This is a genomic window from Sphingomonas panacis, from assembly GCF_001717955.1.
Classification (GTDB): Bacteria; Pseudomonadota; Alphaproteobacteria; order Sphingomonadales; family Sphingomonadaceae; genus Sphingomonas; species Sphingomonas panacis.
In genome coordinates this window covers 2,943,372-2,968,777 of sequence record NZ_CP014168.1, presented here as the reverse complement: position 1 = coordinate 2,968,777, position 25,406 = coordinate 2,943,372, and the positions used below count along the sequence as shown (strand labels likewise).

The 25,406-nt window shown below is 65.9% G+C and carries 23 protein-coding genes; 8 read left to right on the top strand and 15 right to left on the bottom strand.

Going from position 1 to position 25,406, the window contains the following annotated elements:
- Positions 1 to 14: 14 nt before the first annotated feature.
- Positions 15 to 1,361, top strand: coding sequence for a bifunctional folylpolyglutamate synthase/dihydrofolate synthase (locus J0A91_RS13605; protein ID WP_069205361.1), 1,347 nt, complete (start codon positions 15 to 17; stop codon positions 1,359 to 1,361).
- A 60-nt stretch (positions 1,362 to 1,421) separates the two neighbouring features.
- Positions 1,422 to 1,850 carry a DUF6628 family protein gene (locus J0A91_RS13600; RefSeq protein ID WP_069205360.1) on the top strand — a complete coding sequence of 143 codons (429 nt, stop codon included), beginning with the start codon at positions 1,422 to 1,424 and terminating at the stop codon, positions 1,848 to 1,850.
- Between the two features lie 44 nt (positions 1,851 to 1,894).
- On the opposite strand, the gene J0A91_RS13595 is transcribed toward J0A91_RS13600, so the two are convergent.
- From J0A91_RS13595 to gatC, 6 genes are all read right to left on the bottom strand, one after another.
- Complete coding sequence (locus J0A91_RS13595) at positions 1,895 to 2,038, bottom strand: hypothetical protein (RefSeq protein WP_169833141.1); 144 nt, start codon at positions 2,036 to 2,038, stop codon at positions 1,895 to 1,897.
- Between the two features lie 3 nt (positions 2,039 to 2,041).
- Positions 2,042 to 3,724 carry an AmpG family muropeptide MFS transporter gene (locus tag J0A91_RS13590; RefSeq protein WP_069205359.1) on the bottom strand — a complete coding sequence of 561 codons (1,683 nt, stop codon included), beginning with the start codon at positions 3,722 to 3,724 and terminating at the stop codon, positions 2,042 to 2,044.
- Positions 3,725 to 3,791: 67 nt separating this feature from the next.
- Positions 3,792 to 4,421, bottom strand: coding sequence for a peptidylprolyl isomerase (locus J0A91_RS13585; protein ID WP_083224675.1), 630 nt, complete (start codon positions 4,419 to 4,421; stop codon positions 3,792 to 3,794).
- Positions 4,418 to 5,893: an Asp-tRNA(Asn)/Glu-tRNA(Gln) amidotransferase subunit GatB gene (gatB, locus tag J0A91_RS13580; protein WP_069205358.1), complete on the bottom strand. Its 1,476-nt coding sequence runs from the start codon at positions 5,891 to 5,893 to the stop codon at positions 4,418 to 4,420. Before gatB ends, J0A91_RS13585 begins: the two co-directional genes overlap by 4 nt.
- 160 nt (positions 5,894 to 6,053) lie before the next feature.
- Positions 6,054 to 7,538 carry an Asp-tRNA(Asn)/Glu-tRNA(Gln) amidotransferase subunit GatA gene (gene gatA / locus J0A91_RS13575; RefSeq protein ID WP_069205357.1) on the bottom strand — a complete coding sequence of 495 codons (1,485 nt, stop codon included), beginning with the start codon at positions 7,536 to 7,538 and terminating at the stop codon, positions 6,054 to 6,056.
- 115 nt (positions 7,539 to 7,653) lie between these two features.
- Entirely contained in the window at positions 7,654 to 7,941 is a 288-nt protein-coding gene (gene gatC / locus J0A91_RS13570) for an Asp-tRNA(Asn)/Glu-tRNA(Gln) amidotransferase subunit GatC (RefSeq protein WP_069205356.1), read from the bottom strand.
- 117 nt (positions 7,942 to 8,058) lie between these two features.
- Here gatC and J0A91_RS13565 point away from each other — a divergent pair, with 117 nt between their 5' ends.
- Complete coding sequence (locus tag J0A91_RS13565; protein WP_069205355.1) at positions 8,059 to 9,156, top strand: DUF3089 domain-containing protein; 1,098 nt, start codon at positions 8,059 to 8,061, stop codon at positions 9,154 to 9,156.
- Between the two features lie 121 nt (positions 9,157 to 9,277).
- Complete coding sequence (ruvX, locus tag J0A91_RS13560) at positions 9,278 to 9,739, top strand: Holliday junction resolvase RuvX (protein WP_069205354.1); 462 nt, start codon at positions 9,278 to 9,280, stop codon at positions 9,737 to 9,739.
- A 10-nt stretch (positions 9,740 to 9,749) separates the two neighbouring features.
- On the opposite strand, the gene J0A91_RS13555 is transcribed toward ruvX, so the two are convergent.
- Positions 9,750 to 10,310, bottom strand: a complete 561-nt coding sequence (locus J0A91_RS13555) for a YqgE/AlgH family protein (RefSeq protein ID WP_069207315.1) — start codon at positions 10,308 to 10,310, stop codon at positions 9,750 to 9,752.
- Between the two features lie 95 nt (positions 10,311 to 10,405).
- Between J0A91_RS13555 and J0A91_RS13550 the strand changes: the two genes are divergently transcribed.
- The 4 genes from J0A91_RS13550 (at position 10,406) to J0A91_RS13535 (ending at position 13,210) form a co-directional block, all read left to right on the top strand.
- The gene (locus J0A91_RS13550) at positions 10,406 to 10,885 is read left to right on the top strand and encodes a peroxiredoxin (protein WP_069205353.1); all 480 of its coding nucleotides are present in this window, start codon (positions 10,406 to 10,408) and stop codon (positions 10,883 to 10,885) included.
- Positions 10,886 to 10,956: 71 nt separating this feature from the next.
- On the top strand, positions 10,957 to 11,280 hold the full coding sequence (locus J0A91_RS13545) for a hypothetical protein (protein ID WP_069205352.1): 324 nt from the start codon (positions 10,957 to 10,959) through the stop codon (positions 11,278 to 11,280).
- 66 nt (positions 11,281 to 11,346) lie between these two features.
- Complete coding sequence (locus tag J0A91_RS13540) at positions 11,347 to 12,795, top strand: AMP nucleosidase (protein ID WP_069205351.1); 1,449 nt, start codon at positions 11,347 to 11,349, stop codon at positions 12,793 to 12,795.
- Positions 12,796 to 12,856: 61 nt separating this feature from the next.
- Entirely contained in the window at positions 12,857 to 13,210 is a 354-nt protein-coding gene (locus J0A91_RS13535) for a hypothetical protein (RefSeq protein WP_069205350.1), read from the top strand.
- A 67-nt stretch (positions 13,211 to 13,277) separates the two neighbouring features.
- On the opposite strand, the gene J0A91_RS13530 is transcribed toward J0A91_RS13535, so the two are convergent.
- The 8 genes from J0A91_RS13530 to J0A91_RS13495 form a co-directional block, all read right to left on the bottom strand.
- Complete coding sequence (locus J0A91_RS13530; protein WP_069205349.1) at positions 13,278 to 13,667, bottom strand: response regulator; 390 nt, start codon at positions 13,665 to 13,667, stop codon at positions 13,278 to 13,280.
- Between the two features lie 64 nt (positions 13,668 to 13,731).
- Positions 13,732 to 16,191, bottom strand: coding sequence for an ATP-binding protein (locus tag J0A91_RS13525; RefSeq protein ID WP_240502010.1), 2,460 nt, complete (start codon positions 16,189 to 16,191; stop codon positions 13,732 to 13,734).
- Between the two features lie 69 nt (positions 16,192 to 16,260).
- A complete protein-coding gene (locus J0A91_RS13520) occupies positions 16,261 to 17,670 on the bottom strand; it encodes an EAL domain-containing protein (RefSeq protein WP_083224674.1) in 1,410 nt (469 codons plus the stop codon).
- Positions 17,671 to 18,168: 498 nt separating this feature from the next.
- Positions 18,169 to 19,335, bottom strand: a complete 1,167-nt coding sequence (gene argE / locus J0A91_RS13515; protein WP_069205348.1) for an acetylornithine deacetylase — start codon at positions 19,333 to 19,335, stop codon at positions 18,169 to 18,171.
- Positions 19,336 to 19,383: 48 nt separating this feature from the next.
- Positions 19,384 to 20,865 carry an efflux transporter outer membrane subunit gene (locus tag J0A91_RS13510; RefSeq protein ID WP_240502009.1) on the bottom strand — a complete coding sequence of 494 codons (1,482 nt, stop codon included), beginning with the start codon at positions 20,863 to 20,865 and terminating at the stop codon, positions 19,384 to 19,386.
- Complete coding sequence (locus J0A91_RS13505) at positions 20,862 to 22,463, bottom strand: DHA2 family efflux MFS transporter permease subunit (protein WP_069205347.1); 1,602 nt, start codon at positions 22,461 to 22,463, stop codon at positions 20,862 to 20,864. Before J0A91_RS13505 ends, J0A91_RS13510 begins: the two co-directional genes overlap by 4 nt.
- A 2-nt stretch (positions 22,464 to 22,465) precedes the next feature.
- Positions 22,466 to 23,611 carry an HlyD family secretion protein gene (locus J0A91_RS13500; protein WP_069205346.1) on the bottom strand — a complete coding sequence of 382 codons (1,146 nt, stop codon included), beginning with the start codon at positions 23,609 to 23,611 and terminating at the stop codon, positions 22,466 to 22,468.
- A gap of 343 nt (positions 23,612 to 23,954) precedes the next feature.
- Positions 23,955 to 25,388 carry a flavin-containing monooxygenase gene (locus J0A91_RS13495; RefSeq protein WP_206365050.1) on the bottom strand — a complete coding sequence of 478 codons (1,434 nt, stop codon included), beginning with the start codon at positions 25,386 to 25,388 and terminating at the stop codon, positions 23,955 to 23,957.
- Positions 25,389 to 25,406 lie beyond the last annotated feature (18 nt).

Below are 25,406 nucleotides of genomic sequence, written 5' to 3'. Positions count from 1 at the left end.
TTTAGGTATTTGAAATGCCGGATCACGCCACCTCCTCCGCCCCCGCCGTACAGACGCAGCTCGACCGGCTTTGGGCGCTGTCGCCCGGTGCCGATATCCTCGGGCTGGAACGGATCACCGCCCTGCTCGCCCGGCTCGGCGACCCGCACCTGCGGCTGCCGCCGGTGTTCCATGTCGCCGGCACCAACGGCAAGGGCTCGACCTGCGCGTTCCTGCGCTCGGCGATCGAGGCGGCTGGCCTTTCAGTCCATGTTTATACCAGCCCGCACCTCGTCCGTTTCAACGAGCGCATCCGCATCGCCGGCGCGCTGATCGAGGACGATACGCTCGCCGCGCTGCTCTCCGAAGTGCTCGACGCGGCTGAAGAGGGCGCCGACGGCATCAGCGCGAGTTTCTTCGAGGTGACGACCGCCGCCGCCTTCCTCGCCTTCGCGCGCACACCGGCGGATGCGTGCATCATCGAGGTCGGTCTGGGCGGTCGGCTCGATGCGACCAACGTCATCCCCGCGCCCGCCATCACCGGCATCGCGCAACTCGGCATCGACCATCAGGCATTCCTCGGTCATTCCGCCGAGGACATCGCCGCCGAAAAGGCCGGCATCGCCAAGCCGGGCGTGCCGCTGGTGACGATGGCTTACGCGCCCGGCGTGACCGAGCGAATCGCCCGCGCCGCCGAACATGCCGACGCGCCGGTAATCGCGCTCGGCCGCGACTGGCGCTACAGCGTCGGCGATCAGCTTCGCTACGAAGACGCCGCCGGTGCCCTCGTCTTGCCGATGCCGCGCATGGCCGGGCCGCACCAGCCGGGCAATCTTGCGCTCGCCGTCGCGATGCTGCGCCATCAGCGCGCGCTCGACATTCCGACTGAGGCCTATCGCGCCGCCGCGCTTCACACGACCTGGCCGGCCCGGATGCAACGACTCGCGCCCGGCCCGCTTGTCGATCTGCTGCCGCCGGGGAGCCAGCTCTGGCTCGATGGCGGGCACAATCCGGCGGCGGCGGGGGTGATCGCCGCCACGCTCGAGTCGCTGGCGCATCCCGGCATCGGGCGCGGCGAGGTGCATCTTGTACTCGGCATGCTATCGAACAAGGATGCCGCCGGGCTGCTCGCGCCGTTCGCGTCGCTGGCCACCACTTTGTACGCGGTGCCGGTGCCCGATCATGAACATCACGCGCCGGCTGCGCTCGCCGGGGTGGCGCGCTCGTTGGGCATCGCCGCACATACCGCCGAGGATGTACCCGCCGCACTTGCCGATATCGCGCAGATCGCCGACCCGGCCGAGCCGCCGATCGTGCTGATTCTCGGATCGTTGTATCTCGCCGGCGGCGTGCTCGACGCGAATGGCGAGCGGCCCGACTAATTGCGATTGACTTGCAATAGCTGAAACGTCAGTCTCTCTTGCGTTGCAGGAGAGCAGTTGATGACGATCGCCCCGACCACCGCGCTGACGCTTCAAGATATGCCAGCATGTGACCATGCGCGCCTGTTCCTGTTCGCCTTCCGCCGCATGGGCGCGCACGGCCTGAACGACGCGACCGCCGCGCATGCGATGCTGCGCGGATTTGGCAAGGCGTATCGCCGCCCGCTGATGCTGATGCGCGCACTGATGGCCGATGTCGCGACCCAGACCAGCGTCACGATCGCGATCGCGCCGTGTTGCTTCTCGCGCATCACTCACGCCGAGGCGGCGATGCTGACCGTGCTCGCCCGCGTTGAGCGCGAACCGGCGGCGGCGGCGCTGCTGCTCGCCGACCTGCTTGGAATGCGTTGCGTTGACGGCGTGCTGGCGAGCACGACGGCGGTGGCGGCCGCGTTCGCCGACGCAGGGCACCCGATCGGGCGGGGTTGAGAACCGAGTCCGGTCTCCGACCGGCCCAATGATGGCGAGCCGGTCTACCCGCGATAGTCGCCGAGCGGCGGGCGAGGCGGCAGGCCGACGGTGACGGGCGACGTTCGGCCATCGACCGAACGACGCCGCGTCCAGCGGTAGATCGCGCGGACGATCCAGAACACGACCATGAAGGGCAGGACGTGCATCGCTCAGGCCGCCTCGCCCGTACCCCCTGCTTCCGCCACGCGCGCCACGCGTGACGCGCGCCACCACTCGAGCAGCACGAACACGATCGCCAGCAGCCCGACTGCCGCGACATAACGGAACACCGTCGCATAGCCGAGCGTGTCGAACATCTCGCCGGCGAGTCCGCGTCCCAGCGAGCCGATCAGGAAGGTCAGCGATGACAGCACCGCATATTGCACGGCGGCGAACTTCTTGCTGACGATGCTCGAAAGGTATGCGACGAACGCCGCCAGCGCGAGCCCCGTCGAGACGTTCTCGTAGCAGATCGCCAGCAGCAGCCGTGCCATGCGCTCGTCACTGCCGAGCGCGACCGCGAGATGGTCGAGCTGGAGCGCGCCGAGCACCATATCGATGTACGGCGATCCGTCGGCGAGATCGGCGTAGAGGAAATTGCCGAAGATCGGCAGGATCGCCCCCACCAGCACCGTCGGGAAGCGCCCGACCTTGACGAACAGGAAGCCGCCGAGCGCGGTGCCGAGGATCGTCATGACGATGCCGAACACCTTCGAGGCGAACGCCACCTCGTCCTTGGTGTAGTGCAGGAAATCGAGGTAGAACGGGTACGCGAACGACGCCCATACGTTGTAGCAGAGCGCATAGGTGAGGATCAGCCCGATCACGATCAGCACGCCCCAGCCGAGCCGCTCGGCAAGGTCGGCGAGCGGGGCGATCAGCGCGCCGTAGAGATGGTTCGCCGCGATCCGCAGCGGCGAATGCGAGACATCGGCGAGCGCTTGCACGCCATGCCCGCGATCCTTGAGCCAATTGACCCAGCCCGCGACGCCAAGCGGCACCAGCACCGTAGCGACGACAATCGCCGGGCCGTAGAATTTGAGGAAATCCGCTGGCGACGGCCTCGGCACGCCGGGCACCGGTTCGGCCAGCATCGAGACCATGAAGCTGACCAGAGTCACGATCGCCCATGTCCAGCTCGCGCCGACGATCAACAGCGCCACCGCGCGCAGCCCCGGTTTCACTTCGCCTGCGTCGGACAGCGCATCCACTGCCGCGTTCGAAGGGCGCTTCGTATCGGGCGCGGCGAGCGCGAGGAGAAGCATCAGCGTCATCACGCCGGCCATGACGAGATACACCGTCGGCCACGACATCCGCGACGCCATGTAGAGCGCGATCGCGCCACCGACGATGCTCGCCACACGGTAGCCGAGCTGATTGATCGCCGAGAGCAGTTCGACCGGCGTGGTCTCGTCGGCGACGTCGATCCGCCAGCCGTCGATCGCGATATCCTGCGTGGCGAACGCGACCGCGCCGAGGAAAGCGAAGCCCGCGAAATGCGCGATATCCACGGCGGGATTGGTCGTCACCAGCCCGAGCAACGCGATGATGATGATCGATTGGCACAGCACGATCCAGCTCTTGCGGCGCCCGAGCCGCCCGAGCAGCGGCAAGCGCAAGCGATCGACCAGCGGCGACCACAGGAATTTGAACGCGGTGGCGAGGCCGATCCACGACAGCACGCCGATCGTGGCGAGCGTGATGCCGACTTCGCCAAGCCAGGCGTTGAGCGTGCCGATCAGCAGCGCGAACGGCAACCCCGAGGAGAAGCCCAGCGCCAGCATTGACGCGGACTTTCGTGTCCGCAGCGCCGCGACGAACAGCCGCCAGCCCTTTGGTCGCTCAATCGCCAACCTTCACCCCCACAGATATGCCTCGCGTGGGTCTAGGCGGCGGCGGCGCTCAGGGCAACCGGTGCCGTCAGTCCTTCACCCGCCGCGCGCTCACCACCGCGACGGGTGTTTCGGGCACCTGCCCCTGGAAGGCGCCGCGCCGCGTCGCGGTCGGCGAGACCGGCGCGTCGAGGATCTTCACCACCACGTCCATGCCTTCGACGACATGGCCGAACGCGGCATAGCCCTGACCGTCGGCGGGCTGGCCATGCCCCGCGTCGAGCGACGGTGTCTGGTCGCCGACGCTGATCGTGAAATCGCCGCGCGCGGTGCCGAGGCCAAGCCGCGCGACAGAGATCGTGCCGTCGGTATGGTGCAGCCCGGTTTCGCTGGTCGGCTCATGCTTGATCGGCGGCAGCGTCCGCTTGGCATCGCCATCGGTGCCGAACTGGACGAAACCGAAGCGATCGGCGACCTTCACGTCGCGGTAGAACACCACGCCGTCGAGCTTCTTCTGATCGACATAGCGCAGGAAATTGGCGGCGGTGATTGGCGCCTTGACCGTCTCGACTTCGATCACGATCCGTCCCGCGCTCGTCTCCAACGCGACCCGTGGCAACGCGGGCGCTGGTATTGCGAGCGGCGCCGGGCTGGTCTGCGCAGCCGCCGGCAGCGCAAGCGCCGCCAGCAGTCCGGCCACGACCAGCCGCCGCATCATGCCAGCGCCGTCTTGAGCAGTTCGTTGACGACCTGCGGATTGGCCTTGCCGCCCATCGCCTTCATCGTCTGGCCCACGAAGAAGCCGAACAACGCCTCCTTGCCGCCCTTGTACTGCGCGACCTTGTCGGCGTTCTTGGCCAGCACGTCGGCGATCACCGCCTCGATCGCGCCGGTGTCGCTGGTCTGCTTGAGCCCGCGCTCCTCGACGATGGCAGCGGCGCCCTGCCCGGTTTCGAGCATGATCTCGAACACCTGCTTGGCGAGCGTGCCCGACAGCGTGCCGTCCGCCACCAGCGCGAGCAATTCCGCCGCCTGCGCCGGACTGACCGGCGAGGTTTCGATGCTCTTGCCCGTGCGGTTGAGAGCACCGAACAACTCCGAGGTCGTCCAGTTCGCCGCCGCGACCGGCTTGGCGCCTGCTTCCAGCAGCGCATCGAACCAGCGTGCCGCCTCGACTTCCGCGGTCAGCACCGCCGCCTGATAGGGCGTGATGCCCGCACTTTCATAGCGACGGCGCTTGGCGTCGGGGAGTTCCGGCAGGCTGGCGCGGCATTCCTCGAGGAACGCCTCATCGAGTTCGAGCGGCAGCAGATCGGGATCGGGGAAGTAGCGATAATCGTGCGCGTCTTCCTTCGACCGCATCGAGCGAGTCTCGTTACGATCGGGGTCGTACAGCCGGGTTTCCTGCACGATCCGTCCGCCGCTCTCCAGCACCGCGACCTGCCGCTTGGCCTCCTGCTCGACCACCGCCATCACGAAGCGCACCGAGTTGACGTTCTTGGTTTCGGTGCGCGTGCCGAACGGCTCGCCCGGCTTGCGCACCGAGACGTTGACGTCGGCGCGCATCGACCCCTGATCCATATTGCCGTCGCACGACCCGACATAGCGCAGGATCGAACGCAGCTTGGCGAGATACGCACCCGCCTCCTGCGGCGAGCGCATGTCGGGCTTGGAGACGATCTCCATCAGCGCCACGCCCGAGCGATTGAGATCGACATAGGAGCGCGTCGGATGCTGGTCGTGCATCAGCTTGCCGGCATCCTGCTCGACATGGATTCGCTCAACGCCGATCGTCTTGCCCGAGGCGTCGGGATTCTTGTCGTCGAGGCTGATATCGATCGCGCCCTCGCCGACGATCGGATGGTAAAGCTGACTGATCTGATAGCCCTGCGGCAGATCGGCATAGAAGTAATTCTTGCGATCGAACCGCGACCAGCGGTTGATCTGCGCGTCGATCGCCATGCCGGTCCGCACCGCCTGACGGATGCACTCGCGGTTGGGCACCGGCAGCATCCCCGGCATCGCCGCATCGACGAGGCTGACCTGCGTGTTCGGCTCAGCCCCGAACGCAGTCGCCGCGCCCGAGAACAGCTTGGCGTTCGATGTGACCTGCGCATGGACTTCGAGGCCGACCACGACCTCCCACTCGCCGGTTTCGCCTGTGATGGTGTAGGTGGAGGCTTCAGTCATCTGCTCTTCCGTCTGTTCGCACGCTCATTGGCGCGCCGGTCCAGAATTTTCTGCCGTTTACGCGTTAAAGGCCTAGACGAAATGCGGCCAAACTTAAGACGCCTAAACAAAAAGACGATTCCCGCTTCAGCGATCTCGAACAGAGACTCGCCGATCAAACTCACCACCACGCCTCCGGCCGCGCTATGAAGCCAGCGCGTTGCTCGATCGCCAGCCCCGCGTTGAGCACGCCCTGTTCGTCGAGCGGGCGGCCGATGATCTGCAAGCCCAGCGGCAACCCTTGCGCGTCGAGCCCGCCCGGCACGCTCATCGCCGGCAATCCGGCGAGCGAGGCAGGCACGGTGAACACGTCGTTGAGGTACATCGCGATCGGATCGGCCTGCTTCTCGCCGAGCGCGAACGCCGCCGACGGTGCGGTCGGGGTCAGCAGATAGTCGCACTTCTGGAAAGCGTGTTCGAAATCGCGCGCGATCAGCGTGCGGACCTTGGAGGCCTGGGTGAAATAGGCGTCGTAGAAGCCCGCCGACAGCACATAGGTGCCTATCATGATGCGGCGCTTGACCTCGTCGCCGAAACCGGCGGCGCGGGTGGCGGCGTACATGTCCTGCAGGTTCGCGCCCTCGGGGAGATCACGCAAGCCGTAGCGCACGCCATCATAACGCGCGAGGTTCGATGACGCCTCCGCCGGCGCGATGATGTAATAGGCCGGAAGCGCGTACTTCGTATGCGGCAGCGACACCTCGATCACCTCGGCGCCGGCGTCCTTCATCCAGGCGATGCCCTGCTGCCAGAGCGCGTCGATCTCGGGCGGCATGCCCTCGACGCGATACTCTTTGGGAATGCCGATCGTCTTGCCGCGAAGATCGGCCGACAATCCCGCTTCCCACGCCGGCACCGCCAGATCGAGCGAAGTCGCGTCCTTGGCGTCGAACCCGGTCATCGCTTCGAGCAGGATCGCGCAGTCGCGCACGTCATGCGCCATCGGCCCGGCCTGATCGAGCGACGATGCGAACGCCACCACGCCCCAGCGCGAGCAGCGGCCATAGGTCGGCTTGATGCCGGCGATGCCGGTGAAGGCGGCGGGCTGGCGGATCGAGCCGCCGGTGTCGGTGCCGGTCGCACCCGGGCACAGCCGCGCCGCGATCGCCGCCGCCGAACCGCCCGAGGAGCCGCCGGGGGTCAGCGCGGCATTACCGCCATCGTTGCGCTTCCACGGCGATATGACGTTGCCGAACGCGCTCGTCTCGTTCGACGAGCCCATCGCGAACTGGTCCATGTTGAGCTTGCCGAGCATTCCCGCGCCGGCCGCGAACAATTTGCCCGAGACGGTTGACTCATACGTCGGCGTGAAGCCGTCGAGGATCAGGCTGGCGGCGGTGGCGGGCACGCCCTTTGTGCAGAACAGATCCTTCATGCCGATCGGCACGCCGGCGAGCGGCTTGAGCGTCTCGCCCGCCGCCTTGGCGGCATCGGCCGCGTCGGCGGCGGCGAGCGCATGATCGGGCGTCTCGACGAGGAAGGCGTTGAGCGCCTTGGCGGCGCTGACCTTGGCGACGAACGCTTCGGCAACGTCGCGCGCGGAGAAGCTGCCGTCGCGAACGCCGTCGCGGATGGCGGCAACGCCGAGATCGGTGAGGTCGGTCATCGGTTCAGTCCTTCCCGTTCCCCCGCGAAAGCGGGGGTCCAGAGCCACGCATGCAGAGTCTTCGTCTTCTGGATCCCCGCTTGCGCGGGGATGATCGAGTGATGTCGTACCGTCATCACTCGATCACCTTCGGCACGGTGAAGAAGCCATGCTCCGCCTGCGGCGCGTTCGCCAGCACCGCGTCGCGCACGTTGCCGTCGGTCACGACGTCGTCGCGCAGGCGCAGATGGTTGGGGATCACGGCGGTCATCGGCGCGACATCGGCGGTGTCCACCTCGCCGAGTTGCTCGATCCAGCCCATGATATTGTCCAGCTCCGGCGCAAGCCGGGCGGCGTCTTCTTCGGTGATCGCGATGCGGGCAAGGCTCGCGATCTTCTTCACGGTGGCGATATCGACTGACATGGCCGTGCGGCTAGCATCGCCAGCGGAACCCATCAACCTCTACGCGGGCGATTGCGTAATGCGCATCCTTGCGCCAACCATTCGGCTCTCGCCCGCCGTGATGGACCAGCACGCCCTATGGCACGTAAGTTTCTGTATGCGTTTGCCGTCCTCATCATGCTGACGGTCGCCGGGGGCTTCGCGCTCAACGCCTTCCCGACGCTGTTCATGCGCATGACGATGGTGCCGGGGGGCGGCGTCGACGCGTTACCGCCGCCACCCTCCTACGACGACGCGAAGATGTGGCTCGCGCGGCCGGACAAGCCCGGCAACCCGGCGCTGTGGACGCCGGCCGGCTACACGCCGGGCGCGCAGCCGCAGGCGGCGGTGTTCTTCATTCACCCGACGTCATATCTGGTCCGCACCCATTGGAACGCGCCGCTCGATGACCCCGAGGCGAATGCGCGCGCGGCGATCTTCCTCAAGGGGCAGGCGAGCGCGTTCAACGGCATCGGCGCGATTTGGGCGCCACGCTATCGGCAGGCGGCGTTCGGAGCGTTCCTGACGTCTCAGGCCGACGCGCAGAAAGCGCTCGATTTCGCCTATCGCGATGTCGTCGCCGCGTTCGAGGCGTTCTTGCGGCAAGCGGGTGACCGGCCGATCATCCTCGCCGGCCACAGCCAGGGCGCGCTGCATCTGACGCGGCTGCTGCATGAGAAGATCGCCGGCACGCCGCTCGCGAAGCGGATCGTCGCTGCCTATGTGGTCGGCTGGCCGGTGTCGCGGACCGCCGATCTGCCCCGCATGGGGTTGCCCGAATGCACGAGTGCCGCTCAAGCCGGCTGTATCCTGTCGTGGCAGAGTTTCGTCGAACCGGCCGATCCGTCGCTGATCCTCGACACGTTCGATGCCTCGACGGGCTTCACCGGCGCGCCCCGCAAGGGCAGCGCGATGATCTGTACCAATCCGCTCACCGGCACGCCCGATGCAACCGCGCCGGCCACCGCCAATCGCGGTACGCTCCTGCCGTCGAGTGATCTGAGCACCGCCGATATCGTCGCGGGTCGAGTCGGCGCGCGCTGTGCAGGGCGCGGGCTGCTGATGATCGGCGCGCCGCCGGCGATGGGCGGGTTCGTGTTGCCGGGGAACAACTACCACGTCTACGATTACAGCCTGTTCTGGGCGAACGTCCGCGCCGATGCCGCGCGGCGGCTGGCGGCGTTTGAGGCGCGATAACCAACCGTTCGCCCTGAGCTTGTCGAAGGGCGTGTTCCGGGGCACGTGCCCTTCGGCTGGCTGGCAAGCAGCCGCTCAGAACAGGCTTCGACAAGCTCAGCACGAACGGGTACTTACGCCGATGATCACCACCGACCCCGCCGCCTTCCGCGAGGCGCTCCCCACCGGCGGTCGCCTGCTCGGACTTGATGTCGGCACCAAGACGATCGGCACCGCTTTATGCGACTCGGAATGGTCGTTCGCCTCCCCCGCGCTGCTGATCCGGCGCACCAAGTTCACCGCCGACAAGGTCGCGCTGGTCGCCATGATCGCCGAGCAGCGCGTCACCGGCCTCGTCATCGGCCTGCCGATCAACCTCGACGGCAGCGAAAGCCCGCGCTCACAGAGCACCCGCGCCTTCGCGCGCAACCTCGCCGATCTCGAACTGCCGATCCTGCTATGGGACGAACGGTGGTCGACCCAGGCGGTCGAGCGGCAGATGATCGCCGAGGATATCAGCCGCGCCAAACGCGCCGAGCGAGTCGACAAGCTCGCGGCCAGCTATATCCTGCAAGGCGCGATCGACGCGCTAGTGCGCGTCTGATCGATCGCGCTCACGCCCGCCCGGTTTCGTTGCCGAGCAAACGCGGATCGATGCCGATTCGCTTGAAACCACGCTCCCACCGCGCCTCGGCCGGGTTGTCGAACAGCAGATCGGCGTCGGCCGGCGCGTTGAACCAGCCGTGGCGGGTGAGTTCGCCCTCCAACTGCCCCGCGCCCCAGCCGGCATAGCCGAGCGCGACCAGCCAGCGGCTCGGCCCTTTACCCTCGGCGATCGCGCGCAACACGTCGATCGTGCCCGACAACGACCAGCGACCGGCGACGTCGATCGTATCCTGCCCGCCCCAATCGGACGTATGCAGCACGAAACCGCGCTGCGGCTCGACCGGACCGCCGAAATGCACCGGCGCATCGGGCGCGTCGCCGGGCGCGATCTCGAACTGCGCCAGCAGCGCATGCAGCCCGAGATCAGCGATCACCGCGCCGGTGCCGACACCGACCGCGCCATGCGCGTCGTGCGCGCACATCGCGATTGCCGCACGTTCGAAACGCGGATCGCCGATGCCCGGCAGCGCGAGCAGCATTTGTCCGGTGAGGTAAACTTCTGTCTGCATCCGCGCGATCATAGTCCGGCCCGCGCGAGCGTCACGCTTGAAATGCCATCGTGAAGCGGCGACTTAGGCGCGACGACCCTTCCAAGGAGATTTTCATGACGATCACCATCGGCGACCGCATCCCCAGCGTCACGCTCACCAAGGTTACCGCTGATGGGCCGGACCAGATCAGCTCCGACGACTATTTCGCAGGCCGCAAGGTCGCGGTGTTCTCGGTGCCGGGCGCGTATACCCCGACCTGTTCGGCGCGCCATCTGCCCGGCTATGTCGACAAGATCGACGCGCTGAAGGCGAAGGGCGTCGACGAGATCGCCTGCACCGCCGTCAACGATGCGTTCGTGCTGAAGGCGTGGAGCAAGGATTCGGGCGCCGACGCCATCACCATGCTCGCCGACGGCAGCGCCGATTTCGTCACCGCGCTCGGTCTGACGATGGACGCGTCCAAGTTTGGCATGGGCACGCGCGGCCAGCGTTTCTCGATGCTCGTCAATGACGGCGTGGTCGAGCAGCTCAATGTCGAGGCGCCGGGTGAGTTCAAGGTTTCCGCCGCCGAATATCTGCTCGACGAAATCTGATTGGTCATTGCGGTCATGGAACGCCCGCGCGCCCGATCCGTTGATCGCGCGACACAGAGGAGGGTTGTTCCATGACCGACACCACCAACACCGACGCTAGCGCCAACACCGATACGCCCACGACCGAATCGATCATCGATCAGGCGAGCGCCACCGCACAGGAAGCCGCCAAGACCGTCGCCGACACCTCGGCGTCGCTGCTCGGCCAGGCCAAGGATGCGATCGGCCAGGCGGTCGAGACGACGATCGGGGCCGTGAAGGAGCATCCCGTTGCGGCGGCCGCGATCGGCGCCGGCGTTGCAGCGACCGTCGCGGGCGCGGCTTATGGCGTGTCGAAGCTGCTCGAAGAAGACGAGACACCGGCCAAGGGCACCAAGGCCAAGGCGAAAGCCTGACCGCTTCGAGAGCGGCGTCGCTTGCGCTGTCTTGCCAGCGTAACGGCGCTGTTCTAGCCCCGGTGGATGACGACAGCATCCACCCCAGCCGTGAAAATCGTCGCCGAACTGGAGCGGCTTTATGCCGCTTCGGTCGCGCGGCTCCAGGCGGCGTTGAACGCCTATCTCGATACCGGCACATTACCCGATCCGGCGAGCCGCAGCGATGGCAGTTTCGCCTATCCCGAAATCCACGTCCGCTATGACGGCGGCGCGACGACGGTGCCCCCGCGTTCGTTCGGACGGCTGGTATCGGCGGGCGAATATCGGATCAGCGTAACCAAGCCGGCGATGTTCTCCGACTATCTGACCGAGCAGCTCACCTTGCTGATCGAGGATTACGACGTCTCGGTCGAGGCGGTCGAGGGTCGGCAGGAGATCCCCTTCCCCTATGTGCTCGACGCCGGCTATGCGCTGCGGCTCGATACCATCTCCACAACCGAGCTGGCGCGCTACTTCCCGGCGACCGAACTTGCGCATATCGGTGACGAGATCGCCGACGGGCTGTACGCGATCCCCGACGGTATCCGTCCGCTCGCTTTGTTCGATGGCCTTCGCACCGATTTCTCGCTCGCGCGGCTGCGGCATTATACCGGCACGCCGCCGGAGCACGTTCAGCGCTTCGTACTGTTCACCAACTATCACCGCTATGTCGATGAATTCATTCGCTGGGCATTCGGTCAGCTTGGCGAGGGCTCGCGCTTCGTCGCGGTCTCCGGTGCGGGCGGGGTGATGCTGCGCGCGGGCGACGATGTCGAAGCGTTCATGGCGGATACCAGCGCGTGGCGGCGGCATCAGATGCCGGCCTATCACCTGATGGCGGCGGACGGCACCGGCATCACTTTGGTCAACATCGGCGTAGGGCCGGCGAACGCCAAGACGATCTGCGACCATCTCGCCGTGCTGCGGCCGGAGGCATGGCTGATGATCGGCCATTGCGGCGGTTTGCGGCCCAGCCAGCGAATCGGCGATTATGTGCTCGCCCACGCCTATCTGCGCGACGACCATGTCCTCGACGACGTGCTGCCGCCCGAAATCCCTGTGCCCGCCATTGCCGAGGTGCAGCTCGCGATGGCGCGTGCGGCCGAGACGATCTCCGGACAGTCGGGCGAGGAGCTTAAGCGTCGGCTGCGCACGGGTACGATCGTCACCACGGATGACCGCAACTGGGAGCTGCGCTACTCGAAGTCAGCGCTGCGCTTCTCGCTCAGCCGTGCGGTCGGCATCGACATGGAAAGCGCGACGATCGCAGCGCAGGGCTATCGCTTCCGTGTGCCCTACGGGACGTTGTTGTGCGTCTCGGACAAGCCGCTCCACGGCGAGCTGAAGCTGCCGGGCCAAGCCAACCGCTTCTACGAGCGCGCGATCGCCGAGCATCTCAAGATCGGCATCGAAGCGTGCGAGGAACTCCGCCGCGAGGGCGCCAAACTGCACTCGCGCAAGCTGCGCGCGTTCAACGAGCCGCCGTTCCGTTAAGACGAGGGAAACTCGTGGGCGTCCGTGCGTTACGGTGGCTCAACGATTACAGGATAGAGCGATGGCCGACGACGACACCAAGCCAGCCACCACGACCAAGAAGACCGCGCGCAAGCCGGCGGCGGCCAAGGCGGCATCGCCTAAGCCCGCGTCGACCAAGCCAGCGGCTTCGAAGAAAACCGCATCCAAGCCCGTCCGCGCCAAGGCTCCAGCCAAGCCGAAGGCGACGACGGCCAAGAAAGCCGATGCGAAGACCGGCTGGTCCACCGCCGCCATCGCTGGCGGCGCGGTCGCTGCCGTGGCGGCTGCGGGTGCCGCTGTATTCGCTCTGCGTAAGCCCAAGGTGATCGAGAACGCGATCGAAAAGGTCGAGGAAGCGGTCGGTCTTGGCGGGTCGACGACCGACGAAGCGTAAGTCTGTCGGAAGCGCCGGCGGATGGTTGAGCTCGGCTCGCCATCTGCCGGGCCAGCGACTTTTGCGCTCAGGCGATCATACCGTCGCCATACCCCTTGGCGAGCACCCGACCGATCGCGTCGAACAGCGAATCCATTGCGACCGGCTTGAACAGCACTTCATCGGCGCCGGCGGCGAGACAGCGCTCGCGCAAGTCGATCGCCGTGTCGGCCGTGAGCACGATGACGGGCAGGTCGGCCTTTGCGTCTTTTCGGCCGCGAATGTGCTCGAGCGCGGTCAGCCCATCCATGCCGGGCATGCGCAAATCGAGCAGTACGATATTGAAGTCGTTATCGTCGATCAGGGCCAGCCCGATCTCTGCGGATTCGGCGCCGGTCATCACCGCGCCAGCAACGTCGAGCATGTCGTTGACAACCCGACGATTCATCGGATCGTCTTCGACGAACAGGATCCTCATGACCGGGGTCCGGCAAGGGAATACGAAAGAGACCGTGCACACTTCATAAGAGGCTCACTACCGATCATGCCGCACGCGTTACAAGCCCGGTGTCGGACACATTGTGCTCGTTTTGGCTGTATATCAGTTCGGTCAGTCGCGCGCCGGCGATCGGCTTAGGCACCAGTTGATCGATCATCGCATCACTGGCGCGCTTATGGTCCTGCGGATCGGGCGCCGACCATAGCAAAGTGGTATACGCTCCCGCCGCGACGGCGGCCTCGCCGATTACCTCCAACGCCGCGGCGATATCGTCTGCCGCCTTGATCGTCGCATCGTCGATCAGCACCTGGGCGATGCCTCCCTCGCCGAGACGCGCAGTCGCCTCCGCCGCATTGGCCGCGAACGACACGCTACCTGCATGTGGGGCCAGCATCGCGCGCAGCATCGCGCGCGTGATCGGGTTGCGATCGACGATCAGCAAGCCGTTCGAACCGGTCCCGGCGACGTGGTCGGCCGCTGCGACACGTATCCACGGCAGGTCGACCGTGAAGGTCGAACCCTGCCCCTCCACGCTCTCGACCGAAACGTCGCCGCCCATCGCGCGCGCGAGATTGCGGCAAATCGACAGGCCAAGGCCGGTGCCGCCGAACCGGCGCGTCGTACCGGCGTCGACCTGACGGAACGACTCGAAAATCATACCCAGTTTGTCGGCCGGGATGCCGATGCCATTGTCACTCACCGCGATCCGCATCCGCTCGCCGGTGCCGTCGACGTCGGTGGTGACGGCGAGCCGAATTGTACCCGCATCGGTGAACTTGATCGCATTGGACAGGAGGTTGAACACGATCTGCCGCAACCGAGCCACGTCGCCCTCTATGCCACGCGGCGCGTCTTCGAGGTCCAGCGCGAAGCTCAACCCCTTGTCGCGGGCCTGCTCCTGCCACAACCGACAAACATCGCGAAGCATCTCCTTGAGATCGAACGGCGCCTGCTCGACCGAGAGGTTCCCGGTCTCGATCTTCGCCACGTCGAGGATATCGTCCACGAGAGCGCGCATCGTAACGCCGGCGGAGTGGACGATGCCGATCCTGTCGCGCAGCGCGCCGTCGAGTTTCGCGTCGGCCAGCATCACCTGAGTCATCCCGAGAATGCCATTGAGCGGGGTGCGGATCTCGTGGCTGGTGGTCGCGAGGAACTCGGTCTTTGCGGCGAGCGCCTTGGCGAGCGCGACGTTGCTCGCGGCGAGATCGACGTTGGCGGCGCGCACCTCGTTGCGGCTACGGCGGATCACGATCAGGCTGGCCGCCAGCAGTGCGACGACGATGACCGTTACGATCGCGGCGGCCGCGAAGATCATCCGCTGCGTCTCGACGCGGCTGCGCTCGAACGCGTTCTTGCGTGCCAGGTCGTCGTTGCGCAGCTTGGCGATGCGCAATTCCTGGTTGGCGAAATCGAACCGCGCTGCGGCAAGTGCGGTGTTGGTTGACGCGGCCAGCTTGGACGTCTGGTCGTCGAGGTTCTTGAGCGCTTCGAGGTGAGTGAGCGCTTGTTTGTCGTCGCCGATTTGTTTGAACGCCTGGTAGGCGGTCTCGTGCGCCTCGCGGTCCAAGAGATCGACACCCGTGAAGCCGCGCACGATCAATTCCGTCGCCTTGCCGACGTTACCACGCTGAAGCGCCGATCGCGCTGCAAGCGCCCAGAATTGGCCGATCTCGCCCGCGGCATCGGGCGCGCGGCGATAGGCAAATCCTTGCGAGATCGTTCTATCGGCGGCGTCGAGTTGTCCCGCGCGCAACTGGCTCCGCGCGACGTTGCTCAGCACGCGCGCTTCGAATGCAGGACTATGCATCGTTTTGGCGAGGGTGAATGCCTCACGGAACTGCTGTTCAGCCGCGTCGTAGCGACCGAGCTCCTTCAGGGCATTGCCACGGTTATTAAAGATCGACAGCAACAACTGCGGATCAGCACTATAAATATCGCGCGCCTGATCGTAATATCGCAGTGCAGTTCTGTAGTCGCCAGCTTCCTGATATAGCAAAGCGATACTTAACAATGCAATTGCGCGACTTCGCGTTTCGCCTAGATCGCGAAACAGATTGTGCGCCTTCTGGTAATCGGTGAGAGCTGCGGCGACTTGCGCGGTAGCGGTGTGCAGACCACCGCGCGAAAGCAAAATATCGCCTGTCAGCTTGGTCGCAGGCCCGGCCGAGGCGGTGGCGAACGCCTGGTCGATCAGCGGCCGCGCATGTACGACATCCCCGAGCCGCAGATAGGCCTCGCCTTGCAGCCACTGCGCAGCGGCGATGCCGATCGTGCGGCGGCCCCCGGGGAGCGCGCCGGCGAGCTGTTGCGCGGCCTTGGCTTTGTCGATCGCTTGCGATGGATTGACCAGCATCGCCGCCTTGGCGTCCGCAACCAGCGCATCAAATTGCTCGCCGACGCTGACTGCCCGTGCCGCAGCCGGGTACAGACTCAACGCACACCACAGCATGACAACGCACAGCAAGCGGGTCGCGCGACTATTGAAAAAGGCGATGCTCATCGTGCCGCCTTAGCCGATCACCGTTAATACGCAGCTAAACGCCTTCGTCAGCATGGCATACCCACACGTTCAGGCGGTGCGCCAAAAGCTCGCCGGGCGCTTGAACATCGATTGGCGGAGATCGCCGCCGAGTTGGAGGTTGTCGTCGCGCAGAAATTGGCGGAACGCTTCGATCGAAACCGGACGGCTGATGAGATAGCCCTGCACCATGTCGCAGCCCATCACCGACAGCAACGCGAGCGCCGCCTGTGTCTCGACTCCTTCGGCGGTGACTTCCATTTCGAGTGCATGCGCCAGATCGATCGTGGACCGCACGATGAGCGGATCGCGATTGCTGCTGGTGAGTTGCAGGATGAACATCTTGTCGATCTTCAATTCCCGCGCCGGCAGTTGCTTGAGATAGGCGAGCGAGGACAGCCCGGCTCCATAATCGTCGATGGCGATCGTGATGCCGACGTCGTCGAACCTGCACAGATTGGCGATGGCGCTCTGCGGATCGCGGATCACCGCCGTTTCGGTGATCTCGAAGCCGATCCGGACACCACCTGCGCCGACTTTTCGGCATGCTTCGGCGACGAACTCGGCATCGCCGAGCAACTGGCCGGAAATGTTGATGAAGATGGTGAGGTCGCGGCCGTCGCCGCACAGCGTCTTTTGGTCCGCGATCACCTGATCGAGCGTCCAAAGCGTCAGCGCGCTAATCTGGCGTGCGTCTTCCGCAATGGTGATGAAATCGCCCGGCAGGATCAGCCCGCGCTGTGGGTGCTGCCAGCGGATCAGCGCCTCCGCGCTCGATATCGCCTGACGACGGACATGGACCTTGGGCTGATACTGCAGGAACATTTCGCCATTGGCGATCGCCGCCGGCAGGTCGCGGATCAGCGAAAGCCGGTCGAACGCGGGCGTGCCGTCTGAGAGATCGCGAACGACCGTGCGAAGATCGATGCGCGCCTGTTCGAGTGCGCCCTCCGCCTCCTCGACGAGCCGGACATCCTCGGTACTGCCGACCGGCGCGACGGCGGCGGCAAGCACGATCTCTACGCAGTGCAGTTCACCATCAAGGTCGAAGGGCGCATCGAAGGCAGTGCGCAGCACCTCGACCATGATTTCGATGGCGGCGAGGTCGATCGCGTCGAGTTCGAACTCCGCTACCGTGCGACCCGCCCCGACAGACCGGATACCCGGCACGCAATCGGTTGCGCGATCGATGAGATCGAGCACCAGTCGATCCGCGCGGGGGCGACCAAGGTGGCGCCGCAAGCCCGCGAAGTTCGTGACTTCCGCGAGCACGATCGCCTGCCACGCCAATATCGCCACGGGAGCATCGGACCCGCTGGCGCTCGGGCGCTGATAGCTGCCACCCCTGGCATCGTGAACAGGCAAGCTGGACGAACGCGCCTCACCACGCTCGGAGAGCAAGCCGCCATGCGGCGCGGTGGGAGCGCCGAAAACGTGCTGGATCTGGAGAGCTCGCGCCATGCGCGCAGACTTACCCGCGAGCCTTAAAGGAACCGTTAAGCGCAACTCCCAACATGTGGGAAATTCCCTAAACGAAATTGCGACATGCTTAATTTTTCGTTAAGAAATGAGTCGCCCAACTGGGCATAAATGGGAGAAAGCAAATGCTTCGTTTCATCCTCGCGCTGATCTACGGCAACAATATCCGTCCTTGGTAAATTCCTGACCCGGCCCGGCGTGATGCAGAATTATTCTTTAAACAGAATATGTTAGCATCTCGTCGGGGCGGACTTCCATGCTCCTGCCCAGCCGCGTTCGAGGTTGGTCGGCCTTCGTAAAGTCACCAAATCGTCGGCATCTGCGCGCTTCGCGTGGGCGAGCGGCCATGTCCGCGCGGGCATCGGTCTTCTCCTTCAGGTCGTTACGCACATTCCACGCTTGTTCCATTTTGGGACTCCCGGGTTCCGCCGTTGAAGTGCGGCGTTATGGAAATTCACGCCGAAGCGCGTCCGCCGGCTCTCATCGTAACGCTTCGTCGAGCCGGGCCATGAAGGCTGCGCCACGTTCGAACTGCGCCACTTCCAGATATTCATTCGGCTGGTGCGCCTGCTCGATCGAGCCGGGGCCGCAGATGATCGTCGAGAAGCCAGCCTCCTGGAATTGCCCCGCCTCGGCTGCGTAGGACACCACGCGCGGCGCGCCATTGTCGCCCGCCAGCCGCCGCGCCAGCGCCTCGGCGGGACTGCCCCGTTGAAGCGCGAAGGAGGGAGTCAACGACCGCCGCGCGATCTCCACCCCGGCATCGGGGAAGCGCGCGCGTATCGCCGCGTCCTCAGCCGCGCACAATGCTTCGAAGGGCGCGATGATCGCCTTGGGATCGGTTCCTGACGGCGTGCGCAGGTCGAACACGAACACGCACTCGCGCGCGAGGATATTGACGGCGGTGCCGCCGTGAATCGTCCCGATCGTCAGCGTGGCATGGGGCGGATGATAGGGCGAGTGCGGGTCGGCACTGCACTCCAGTTGCGCGGCGATCTCGCTGAGCGCGTGCATCAACTTCACCGCAATCATGTTTGCGGACACGCCGAGATGCGTCAGGCTCGAATGCGCCTCGTGCCCGCGCACCGTCACGACCCAGCTTGCGATGCCCTTGTGCCCGCTCACCACCTCCATGTTGGTCGGCTCGCCGACGATCACCGCGAGCGGCGACGGAAGATCGCGCACCAGTTCGCGGATCATCGACGGCGCGCCGAGGCAGCCGACCTCCTCGTCATAGGATAAAGCGAGGTGCAGCGGCCGCGTCACACTGCCCCGCGCCACCTCGGGCACGATCGCGAGCGCGAGCGCGATGAAACCCTTCATGTCGCACGTCCCGCGCCCATACAGCCGGTCACCGCGCCGGGTCAGCGTGAACGGGTCGCTCGCCCAGTCCTGTCCGTCGACCGGCACGACATCGGTATGCCCCGACAGTACGACCCCGCCCGCCACCGCCGGGCCGATCGTCGCGTAGAGATTGGCCTTGCGCCCGTCGTCATTGGCGACGCGGTGCGACGCGATGCCATGCTCACGCAGGAAATCCTCCACATAGCCGATCAACGCGAGGTTCGAATCGCGCGAGGTGGTGTCGAACGCGATCAGCCGTTCGAGATGCGTCAGCGCGGCGGCGGCGATGTGCGAGGTGTCCATCACGGCACCTTACCGGGTGTTCGAGGCAGGTCAAAACACCTCCCGGCGCTACGGCGCCGGGGGCGCGTTCTCCTCCCAGCCGCCACCGATCGCCTTGAACAGCGATGCGGTGTCCTCACGCAGCTGCATGTCGCTGGCGGCGACCTGTTCGCGCGCCGAGGCGACGCGGATCTGCGCGTTGAGCACCTCGTCTTGCGCGACGAAGCCGGTGCGATAGCGCGCTTCGACCGATCGCGCGCTGCGCTCCTCGTCCTTGACTGCGCGCTTCAGCGCCGCGTTACGGCGCCGCTCGGCGTCGATCCGGGCGAGCGGATCTTCGACGTCACGCAGCGCGCCGAGCACGGTCGCCTTGTACCGCGCATACGCCTCTTCGGCCTGCGCTTTGCGGATCGCCACGGTGGCCTTGCGCCGGCCCCAGTCGAGTAGCGGGAAGTTCACGCCGCCGGCCACGCTCGCCTGCAAGCTGTCGCTGCTGAACAGATTGCCGAGCGAGGTGGAGAGCAGTTCGCCAAGGCCGGTTAACTGGAACTTCGGATACAGGTCAGCGACCGCTACGCCGATATCGGCGGTCGCGGCGGCGAGGTTTCGTTCGGCGGCGCGAATGTCGGGCCGCCGACGCAACAGGTCGGATGGCAGTCCGGCCGGAACGTCGGGCAGGCCGAGCGTCGCGCCGGGCGCGGCGCTCAGTTCCGCGTCGAGCGTCTCGGGCGCCTCGCCGAGCAGGATACCGAGCGCGTGGATGCGCGTGCGGACATCCGCCTTGAGCGGCTCCAGCCGCGCTTCCAGGGTGGTCAGCGAACCGCGCTGCCGGGTCACGTCGCTCTGCGGAACCAGCCCCGCGCGCGCGACATGGCCGGCGATCGCCAGCGCGCGCTTCTCGCGCGCGATTTCGTCGGTGACGATCGCGATCTGGGTCTGGTCGAGCCGGAGCGAGAAATAGGCCTGCGCGACCTCGGCGGCGAGCGTCACCGCTGCGTCGCGCTGGTTCCACACCGCCTGCTCGGTCCGCGCGACCGCACCCTCGACCTGCCGCCTGCCGCCGCCGAACAGATCGATCTCCCAGCTCGCGTCGAAGCCAGCCGCATAGGTCGTGATGCCCGTGCCTGGCAGCGCGATACCGCCGCCAGACCCGCTTCCGCCCGACGAACCACCCGAGAACAACTGTGCGATCTGCGAGATGCCACTGTTCTTGCTCAGCTCGATATGCGTGGCGTTGGCGGTCGCATCGACCGTCGGGCGTCCCACGCCGCGCGCGGCCACCTCGGACAGTCGCGCCTGCTGCACGCGCGATGCGGCGACCGCGATGTCGGGGTTGCCCTTCAGCGCGCGCTCAACGAGCCCATCGAGCTGCGGGTCACCAAACGCGCTCCACCAGCGCGCCGGGTCCACCCCCGCACCAGGTAGCCTGGCCTGCGCCTCGCCGAAGCTCGCCGGTACAGGCATATCGGGAGCGTGGTAGTTCGGGCCGACCGTGCAGGCGCCCGCGAGCAGCACCGCGGTCAACGCGGCCAGCGTGGATTTCCGGATCAATGCGCCATTCCTCCGCCGCCGCCACCCGTCTTGCTGGGGCGCATCAAGAACACCGCTGGCGATACCACCAGCACGATAATCATCAGCGATCGGAAAACGTCGAGGAACCCGAGCATCGCCGCCTGCCGCTGCACCTGACTGTACAGGAGCGCGAGCGGCGTGGTCGTGTCGCCCACGCTGCCGACCGCGCCCTGCGCCTTGGTGAGCCATTCGGTATAGTTGAAGTTGAGCGGATTAAGCCCCTGCACCAATTCGGTCTGGTGGCGCTGCATCGCGTTGGACAGCATCGATTGCGAACTCGCGATACCGATTGTGCCGCCAAGGTTGCGCGCGACGTTAAGCAGGCTCGATGCCTGCGCCGTCTTGTTCTGCGGCAGGCCGGCATAGGCCACTGCGCTCAGCGGCACGAACAGGAACGGCAGGAACATCGACTGATACAGCCGCGCCATCGCCGCATCGAAAAAGCTGAGGTCCGCGGTCAGATGCGACATGTTCCAGAGTGCGAAGGCTTGTCCGATAATCGCCGGAAACAGCAGGAAACGGACATCGACGAGGCCACTCAACCGACCTGCGAATGGCACCATCACCAACGTCATGAACCCGCCAGCGGTCAGCGCCAGCCCGGCATCGAACGAGGTATAGCCGACCACCTGCTGGAGCATCTGCGGGATCAACTGGGTCGTGCTGAACAGGATCATACCGGTCAGCCCCATCACCAACAGCGTCGCCGCGAAATTGCGGTTGCGGAGCAGCTTCACGTCCACGACCGGATCGTCATGCTGGCTTTCCCACAGGATCAGCCCGATCAGCGCGACCGCCGAAATCGCGGCGGTGGCGACGATGAACCCGCTGGAGAACCAGTCTTCGCGCTCACCGCGATCGAGCGTCAGTTCGAGAAACCCGAGGCCGAGCGCGACCAGCAGCACGCCGATATAATCGATGCGGATGCCGCGTTTGATGAGCGCGGCGCGGTCGTTTTTGATCGTATCCGGCTCATCGACGAAGATGTTGACCGCGATCAGCGACACGATGCCGATCGGCACGTTGATGAGAAACACCCAATGCCACGACCATGTCTCGGTGATGTAGCCGCCGATCGTCGGCCCGAGCACCGGCCCGACCACCACCACGATCGCGAAGGCGGCAAACGCCATGCCGCGCTGCGCCGGCGGGAAGGTGTCGGCGAGCATCGACTGTTCGACCGGCGCCAGCCCGCCCCCGCCGATTCCCTGAAAAATGCGCGCGATCACCAGCGTGCTGAGGTTCGGCGCGAGGCCGCACATCAGCGATGAGATCGTGAACAGCGCGATCGAGATCATGAAATAGCGTTTCCGCCCGATCACGTCGGACAGCCAGCCGCTGATCGGGATGACGATCGCGTTGGCGACGAGGTAGCTGGTCAGCACCCATGTCGCCTGATCGCTCGAAATCGAGAGGCCACCGGCGATATGATCGAGCGAGACGTTGGCGATCGAGGTGTCGAGCACCTCCATGAAGGTCGGGATGCTGATGAGCGCCACGATCAGCCACGGGCTGTACGGCCCCGCCGCGGACCGCGTCGGGTCCCAGCCGTCCTTGCGCGGGGCGGCGCTCGCCACGCTCAGCGCACCTTGACGGTGGGGACGACCGACATACCCGGGCCGATCGGGTATTTGCGCGGATCGGGCGAATCCTTGTCGCGGTCGAACTCGATCCGCACCGGCACGCGCTGCACCACTTTGACGTAATTGCCCGTCGCGTTCTGGGGCGGCAACAGCGCGAATGCCTGCCCCGCCCCGCGCTGGACCGAATCGATATGGCCGTGGAACTTGATGTCGGGATAGGCATCGACCTTGATCTCGACCGGCTGGCCGATCTTCATATCGCGGAGCTGCGTTTCCTTGAAGTTCGCGGTGATCCAGACGTGATCGGGCACGATCGCCATCAACTGCGTGCCCGGCCCGACATAAGAGCCGACATTGACCTGCCGGTTGACCACCTGCCCCGCCACCGGCGCGGTGAGGCGCAGATAGCCGAGCGTGACGTTGGCCTGCTTCACCTGCGCCTGACGCGCACCGATCACCGCCTCCGAGGCGGCAACCTGCCGCCTTGCGACCTCGACCTGCGCTTGTGCGCTGGTGATCTCGCGCCGCGCCGCATCAGCGGCGGCGGCGGCGGAGCGGGCGGCGGCACGCGCCGCATCGAGCTGTTGCCCGGCGACAGCCTGCGCGTCGATCCGCTGCAACGCTTCGTACCGGGCGAGATCCTGCGCCGCCTTCTGCGCATCGGCAAGCGGTCCCCGCGCCTGATCCTCCGCCTTGGCGGCGGCGGCTTGGGCGGCGACGACCTGCGCACGCGATTGCTCGACCTGCGCCTGCGCCTGACTGACATTGGCTTGCGCCTCCGCCAGCGACGCCTCGGGTCCGTTTGGCTGGATCACCGCGAGCAGCCGCCCCGGCGTGACGTGGCGGTTGTCGAGGTCGGCGACCTGGATCAGCGTGCCGGCGACGTTGGGCGCGATCCGCACGATATGCGCATCGACGAAGGCGTCGTCGGTCGATTCATATTGCCGCGCGTCGAGGAAGTAGAAGGTGCCGACGATCGCGAACACCGCGACCACGCCGATGACGCCGAACCAGAACAAAGGACGCTTGAGCAGCGATGGCTTCTGCGGCGTGACCTCGCCAGACGGCGTCTGATCCGCGCGCTGATCCTCCCCTCGGTCATCGGGTCCGGTGCCGGAGTGCTGGGCCTGATCTTCGGTCATGCGGTCTCCTGACATTCGGCGCGCGGCCGGTCGAACGTCGCGTCCGTTTCGAGGACGACTTGGTGTGCGTGAAATACGGCGAAGGCGGGTGCGCGATCCAGACCTTCTCTGCCGCCATCATGATGGATTGGCGATGGCATCTTTAAGCCCGCCGCGCCCGGTATGCCATGCGCACCAACGCCGGCGAGACCTTGCCCGTCGCACGCACGAATCGCTGCGCCTGAAAATCGCCTTGAGCCATAGCGTCCCAGCCCTAATCAATCACACGAGCGCGGCAACGCTTTTTGTGCAGTGCGGTAGCTTGTGAGCGTCCTCGCGTACCCGTGGTCTTCGCTCGTTCAAATCATGATACCGTCGTTTTCGGGTTGGAAAATTCCAAGTCCCGATCGACCCGGCTGAACCGCAACCCGAGCAAATCCGCCACGTAATTCTGACGCATACGCCAGGGTCGCCGGTCACCCTGCTTGGGCAGCTTGCCAGCGGCCCGCGCGATATACCCCGATGTGAAATCGACGAACGGTAGCGCCGACACCGGCCTACCGCCGAGCCGCGGCGTGACCTGTCGCGCGCCGCGCCGACGCATCGTGTTGAGCAGGCGGCAAACATAGCTGCTGGCGAGATCAGCACGCAACGTCCACGACGCATTGGTATAGCCGAACACGAGCGCGAGGTTCGGCACGTCGCTGAACATCACCCCCTTGTAGCTGTAGCGGTTGGCAAGATCGACGGCGTCACCATCCACCGACAGCGCGATGCCGCCGAGCAGCAGGATTTCGAGCCCGGTCGCGGTGACGATGATGTCGGCGGGCAATTCCACACCCGATTCGAGCGCCACCCCGTAGCGGGTGAAGCGCGCCACCCGGTCGGTCGCCACCGCTGCCTTGCCCGCGTTGATCGCGTCGAACAGATCGCCGTCGGGGGCGAGGCACATGCGCTGGTCCCACGGATCGTAGCTCGGCGTGAAATGGGTGGCGACGTCATAATCAGGCCCAAGCCGCGCTTGCGCCATCGCGGCGAGCTTGGTTCGCATGGCTGCGGGGCGCCAGCGTGCCAGCCGGTAGAACGCCATCTGCACCACAATACTGCGCGCGCGGATGACGCGATGCGCGAGTCCAGCCGGCAGCCACGCCCGGATGCGCCGCGCGAACGCATCCTCGGCAGGCAGCGCCACCACATAGCTCGCGGATCGCTGGAGCATCGTCACGTGTGCGCCCTTCGCCGCCAGCGCGGGCACCAGCGTCACCGCCGTCGCGCCGCTGCCGATCACCACCACGCGCTTGCCGGCAAATTCGAGATCGTCGGGCCAGAATTGCGGATGGACGATCCGCCCCGCGAACGACTCCGCACCGGCAAAGTGCGGCGCGTGGCCGCGCGCATAATCATAATAGCCGCTGCATCCGACGAAAAACGCGCAGGTAAACGTACGTGCGCCCTGCGGCGTGTCGACCTCGACGGTCCACAACGCGTCCGCGCTCGACCACGCGGCGCTGCGGATACGGTGGCCGTAGCGGATGTGGCGATCGATCCCGAACGTGCGCGCCGTCTCGCGGATATACTCCCGGATCGAGGCGCCGTCGGCGATCGCCTTAGTACCGGTCCAGGGCCGAAAGCCGTAGCCGAGCGTGAACATATCCGAATCCGAGCGGATGCCGGGATAGCGGAACAGATCCCACGTGCCCCCGATCGCATCCCGCGCTTCGAGGATCACGTACGAGCGATCCGGGCATTCGGTCTGCAGATGATAGCCCGCGCCGATCCCGGACAGCCCAGCGCCCATCACCACCACGTCGAAATG

Bases quoted from the DNA above. Each gene is read 5' to 3' on its own strand.
- J0A91_RS13525 (WP_240502010.1), bottom strand. From the start codon at position 16,191: ATGAGCATCGCCTTTTTCAATAGTCGCGCGACCCGCTTGCTGTGCGTT.
- gatB (WP_069205358.1), bottom strand. From the start codon at position 5,893: ATGACTGAAGCCTCCACCTACACCATCACAGGCGAAACCGGCGAGTGG.
- J0A91_RS13530 (WP_069205349.1), bottom strand. From the start codon at position 13,667: ATGAGGATCCTGTTCGTCGAAGACGATCCGATGAATCGTCGGGTTGTC.
- J0A91_RS13495 (WP_206365050.1), bottom strand. From the start codon at position 25,388: ATGGGCGCTGGGCTGTCCGGGATCGGCGCGGGCTATCATCTGCAGACC.
- J0A91_RS13565 (WP_069205355.1), top strand. From the start codon at position 8,059: ATGGCACGTAAGTTTCTGTATGCGTTTGCCGTCCTCATCATGCTGACG.
- J0A91_RS13555 (WP_069207315.1), bottom strand. From the start codon at position 10,310: ATGCAGACAGAAGTTTACCTCACCGGACAAATGCTGCTCGCGCTGCCG.
- J0A91_RS13540 (WP_069205351.1), top strand. From the start codon at position 11,347: ATGACGACAGCATCCACCCCAGCCGTGAAAATCGTCGCCGAACTGGAG.
- gatA (WP_069205357.1), bottom strand. From the start codon at position 7,538: ATGACCGACCTCACCGATCTCGGCGTTGCCGCCATCCGCGACGGCGTT.
- gatC (WP_069205356.1), bottom strand. From the start codon at position 7,941: ATGTCAGTCGATATCGCCACCGTGAAGAAGATCGCGAGCCTTGCCCGC.
- J0A91_RS13605 (WP_069205361.1), top strand. From the start codon at position 15: ATGCCGGATCACGCCACCTCCTCCGCCCCCGCCGTACAGACGCAGCTC.
- ruvX (WP_069205354.1), top strand. From the start codon at position 9,278: ATGATCACCACCGACCCCGCCGCCTTCCGCGAGGCGCTCCCCACCGGC.
- J0A91_RS13585 (WP_083224675.1), bottom strand. From the start codon at position 4,421: ATGATGCGGCGGCTGGTCGTGGCCGGACTGCTGGCGGCGCTTGCGCTG.
- J0A91_RS13550 (WP_069205353.1), top strand. From the start codon at position 10,406: ATGACGATCACCATCGGCGACCGCATCCCCAGCGTCACGCTCACCAAG.
- J0A91_RS13600 (WP_069205360.1), top strand. From the start codon at position 1,422: ATGACGATCGCCCCGACCACCGCGCTGACGCTTCAAGATATGCCAGCA.
- J0A91_RS13595 (WP_169833141.1), bottom strand. From the start codon at position 2,038: ATGCACGTCCTGCCCTTCATGGTCGTGTTCTGGATCGTCCGCGCGATC.
- argE (WP_069205348.1), bottom strand. From the start codon at position 19,335: ATGGACACCTCGCACATCGCCGCCGCCGCGCTGACGCATCTCGAACGG.
- J0A91_RS13535 (WP_069205350.1), top strand. From the start codon at position 12,857: ATGGCCGACGACGACACCAAGCCAGCCACCACGACCAAGAAGACCGCG.
- J0A91_RS13520 (WP_083224674.1), bottom strand. From the start codon at position 17,670: ATGGCGCGAGCTCTCCAGATCCAGCACGTTTTCGGCGCTCCCACCGCG.
- J0A91_RS13500 (WP_069205346.1), bottom strand. From the start codon at position 23,611: ATGACCGAAGATCAGGCCCAGCACTCCGGCACCGGACCCGATGACCGA.
- J0A91_RS13545 (WP_069205352.1), top strand. From the start codon at position 10,957: ATGACCGACACCACCAACACCGACGCTAGCGCCAACACCGATACGCCC.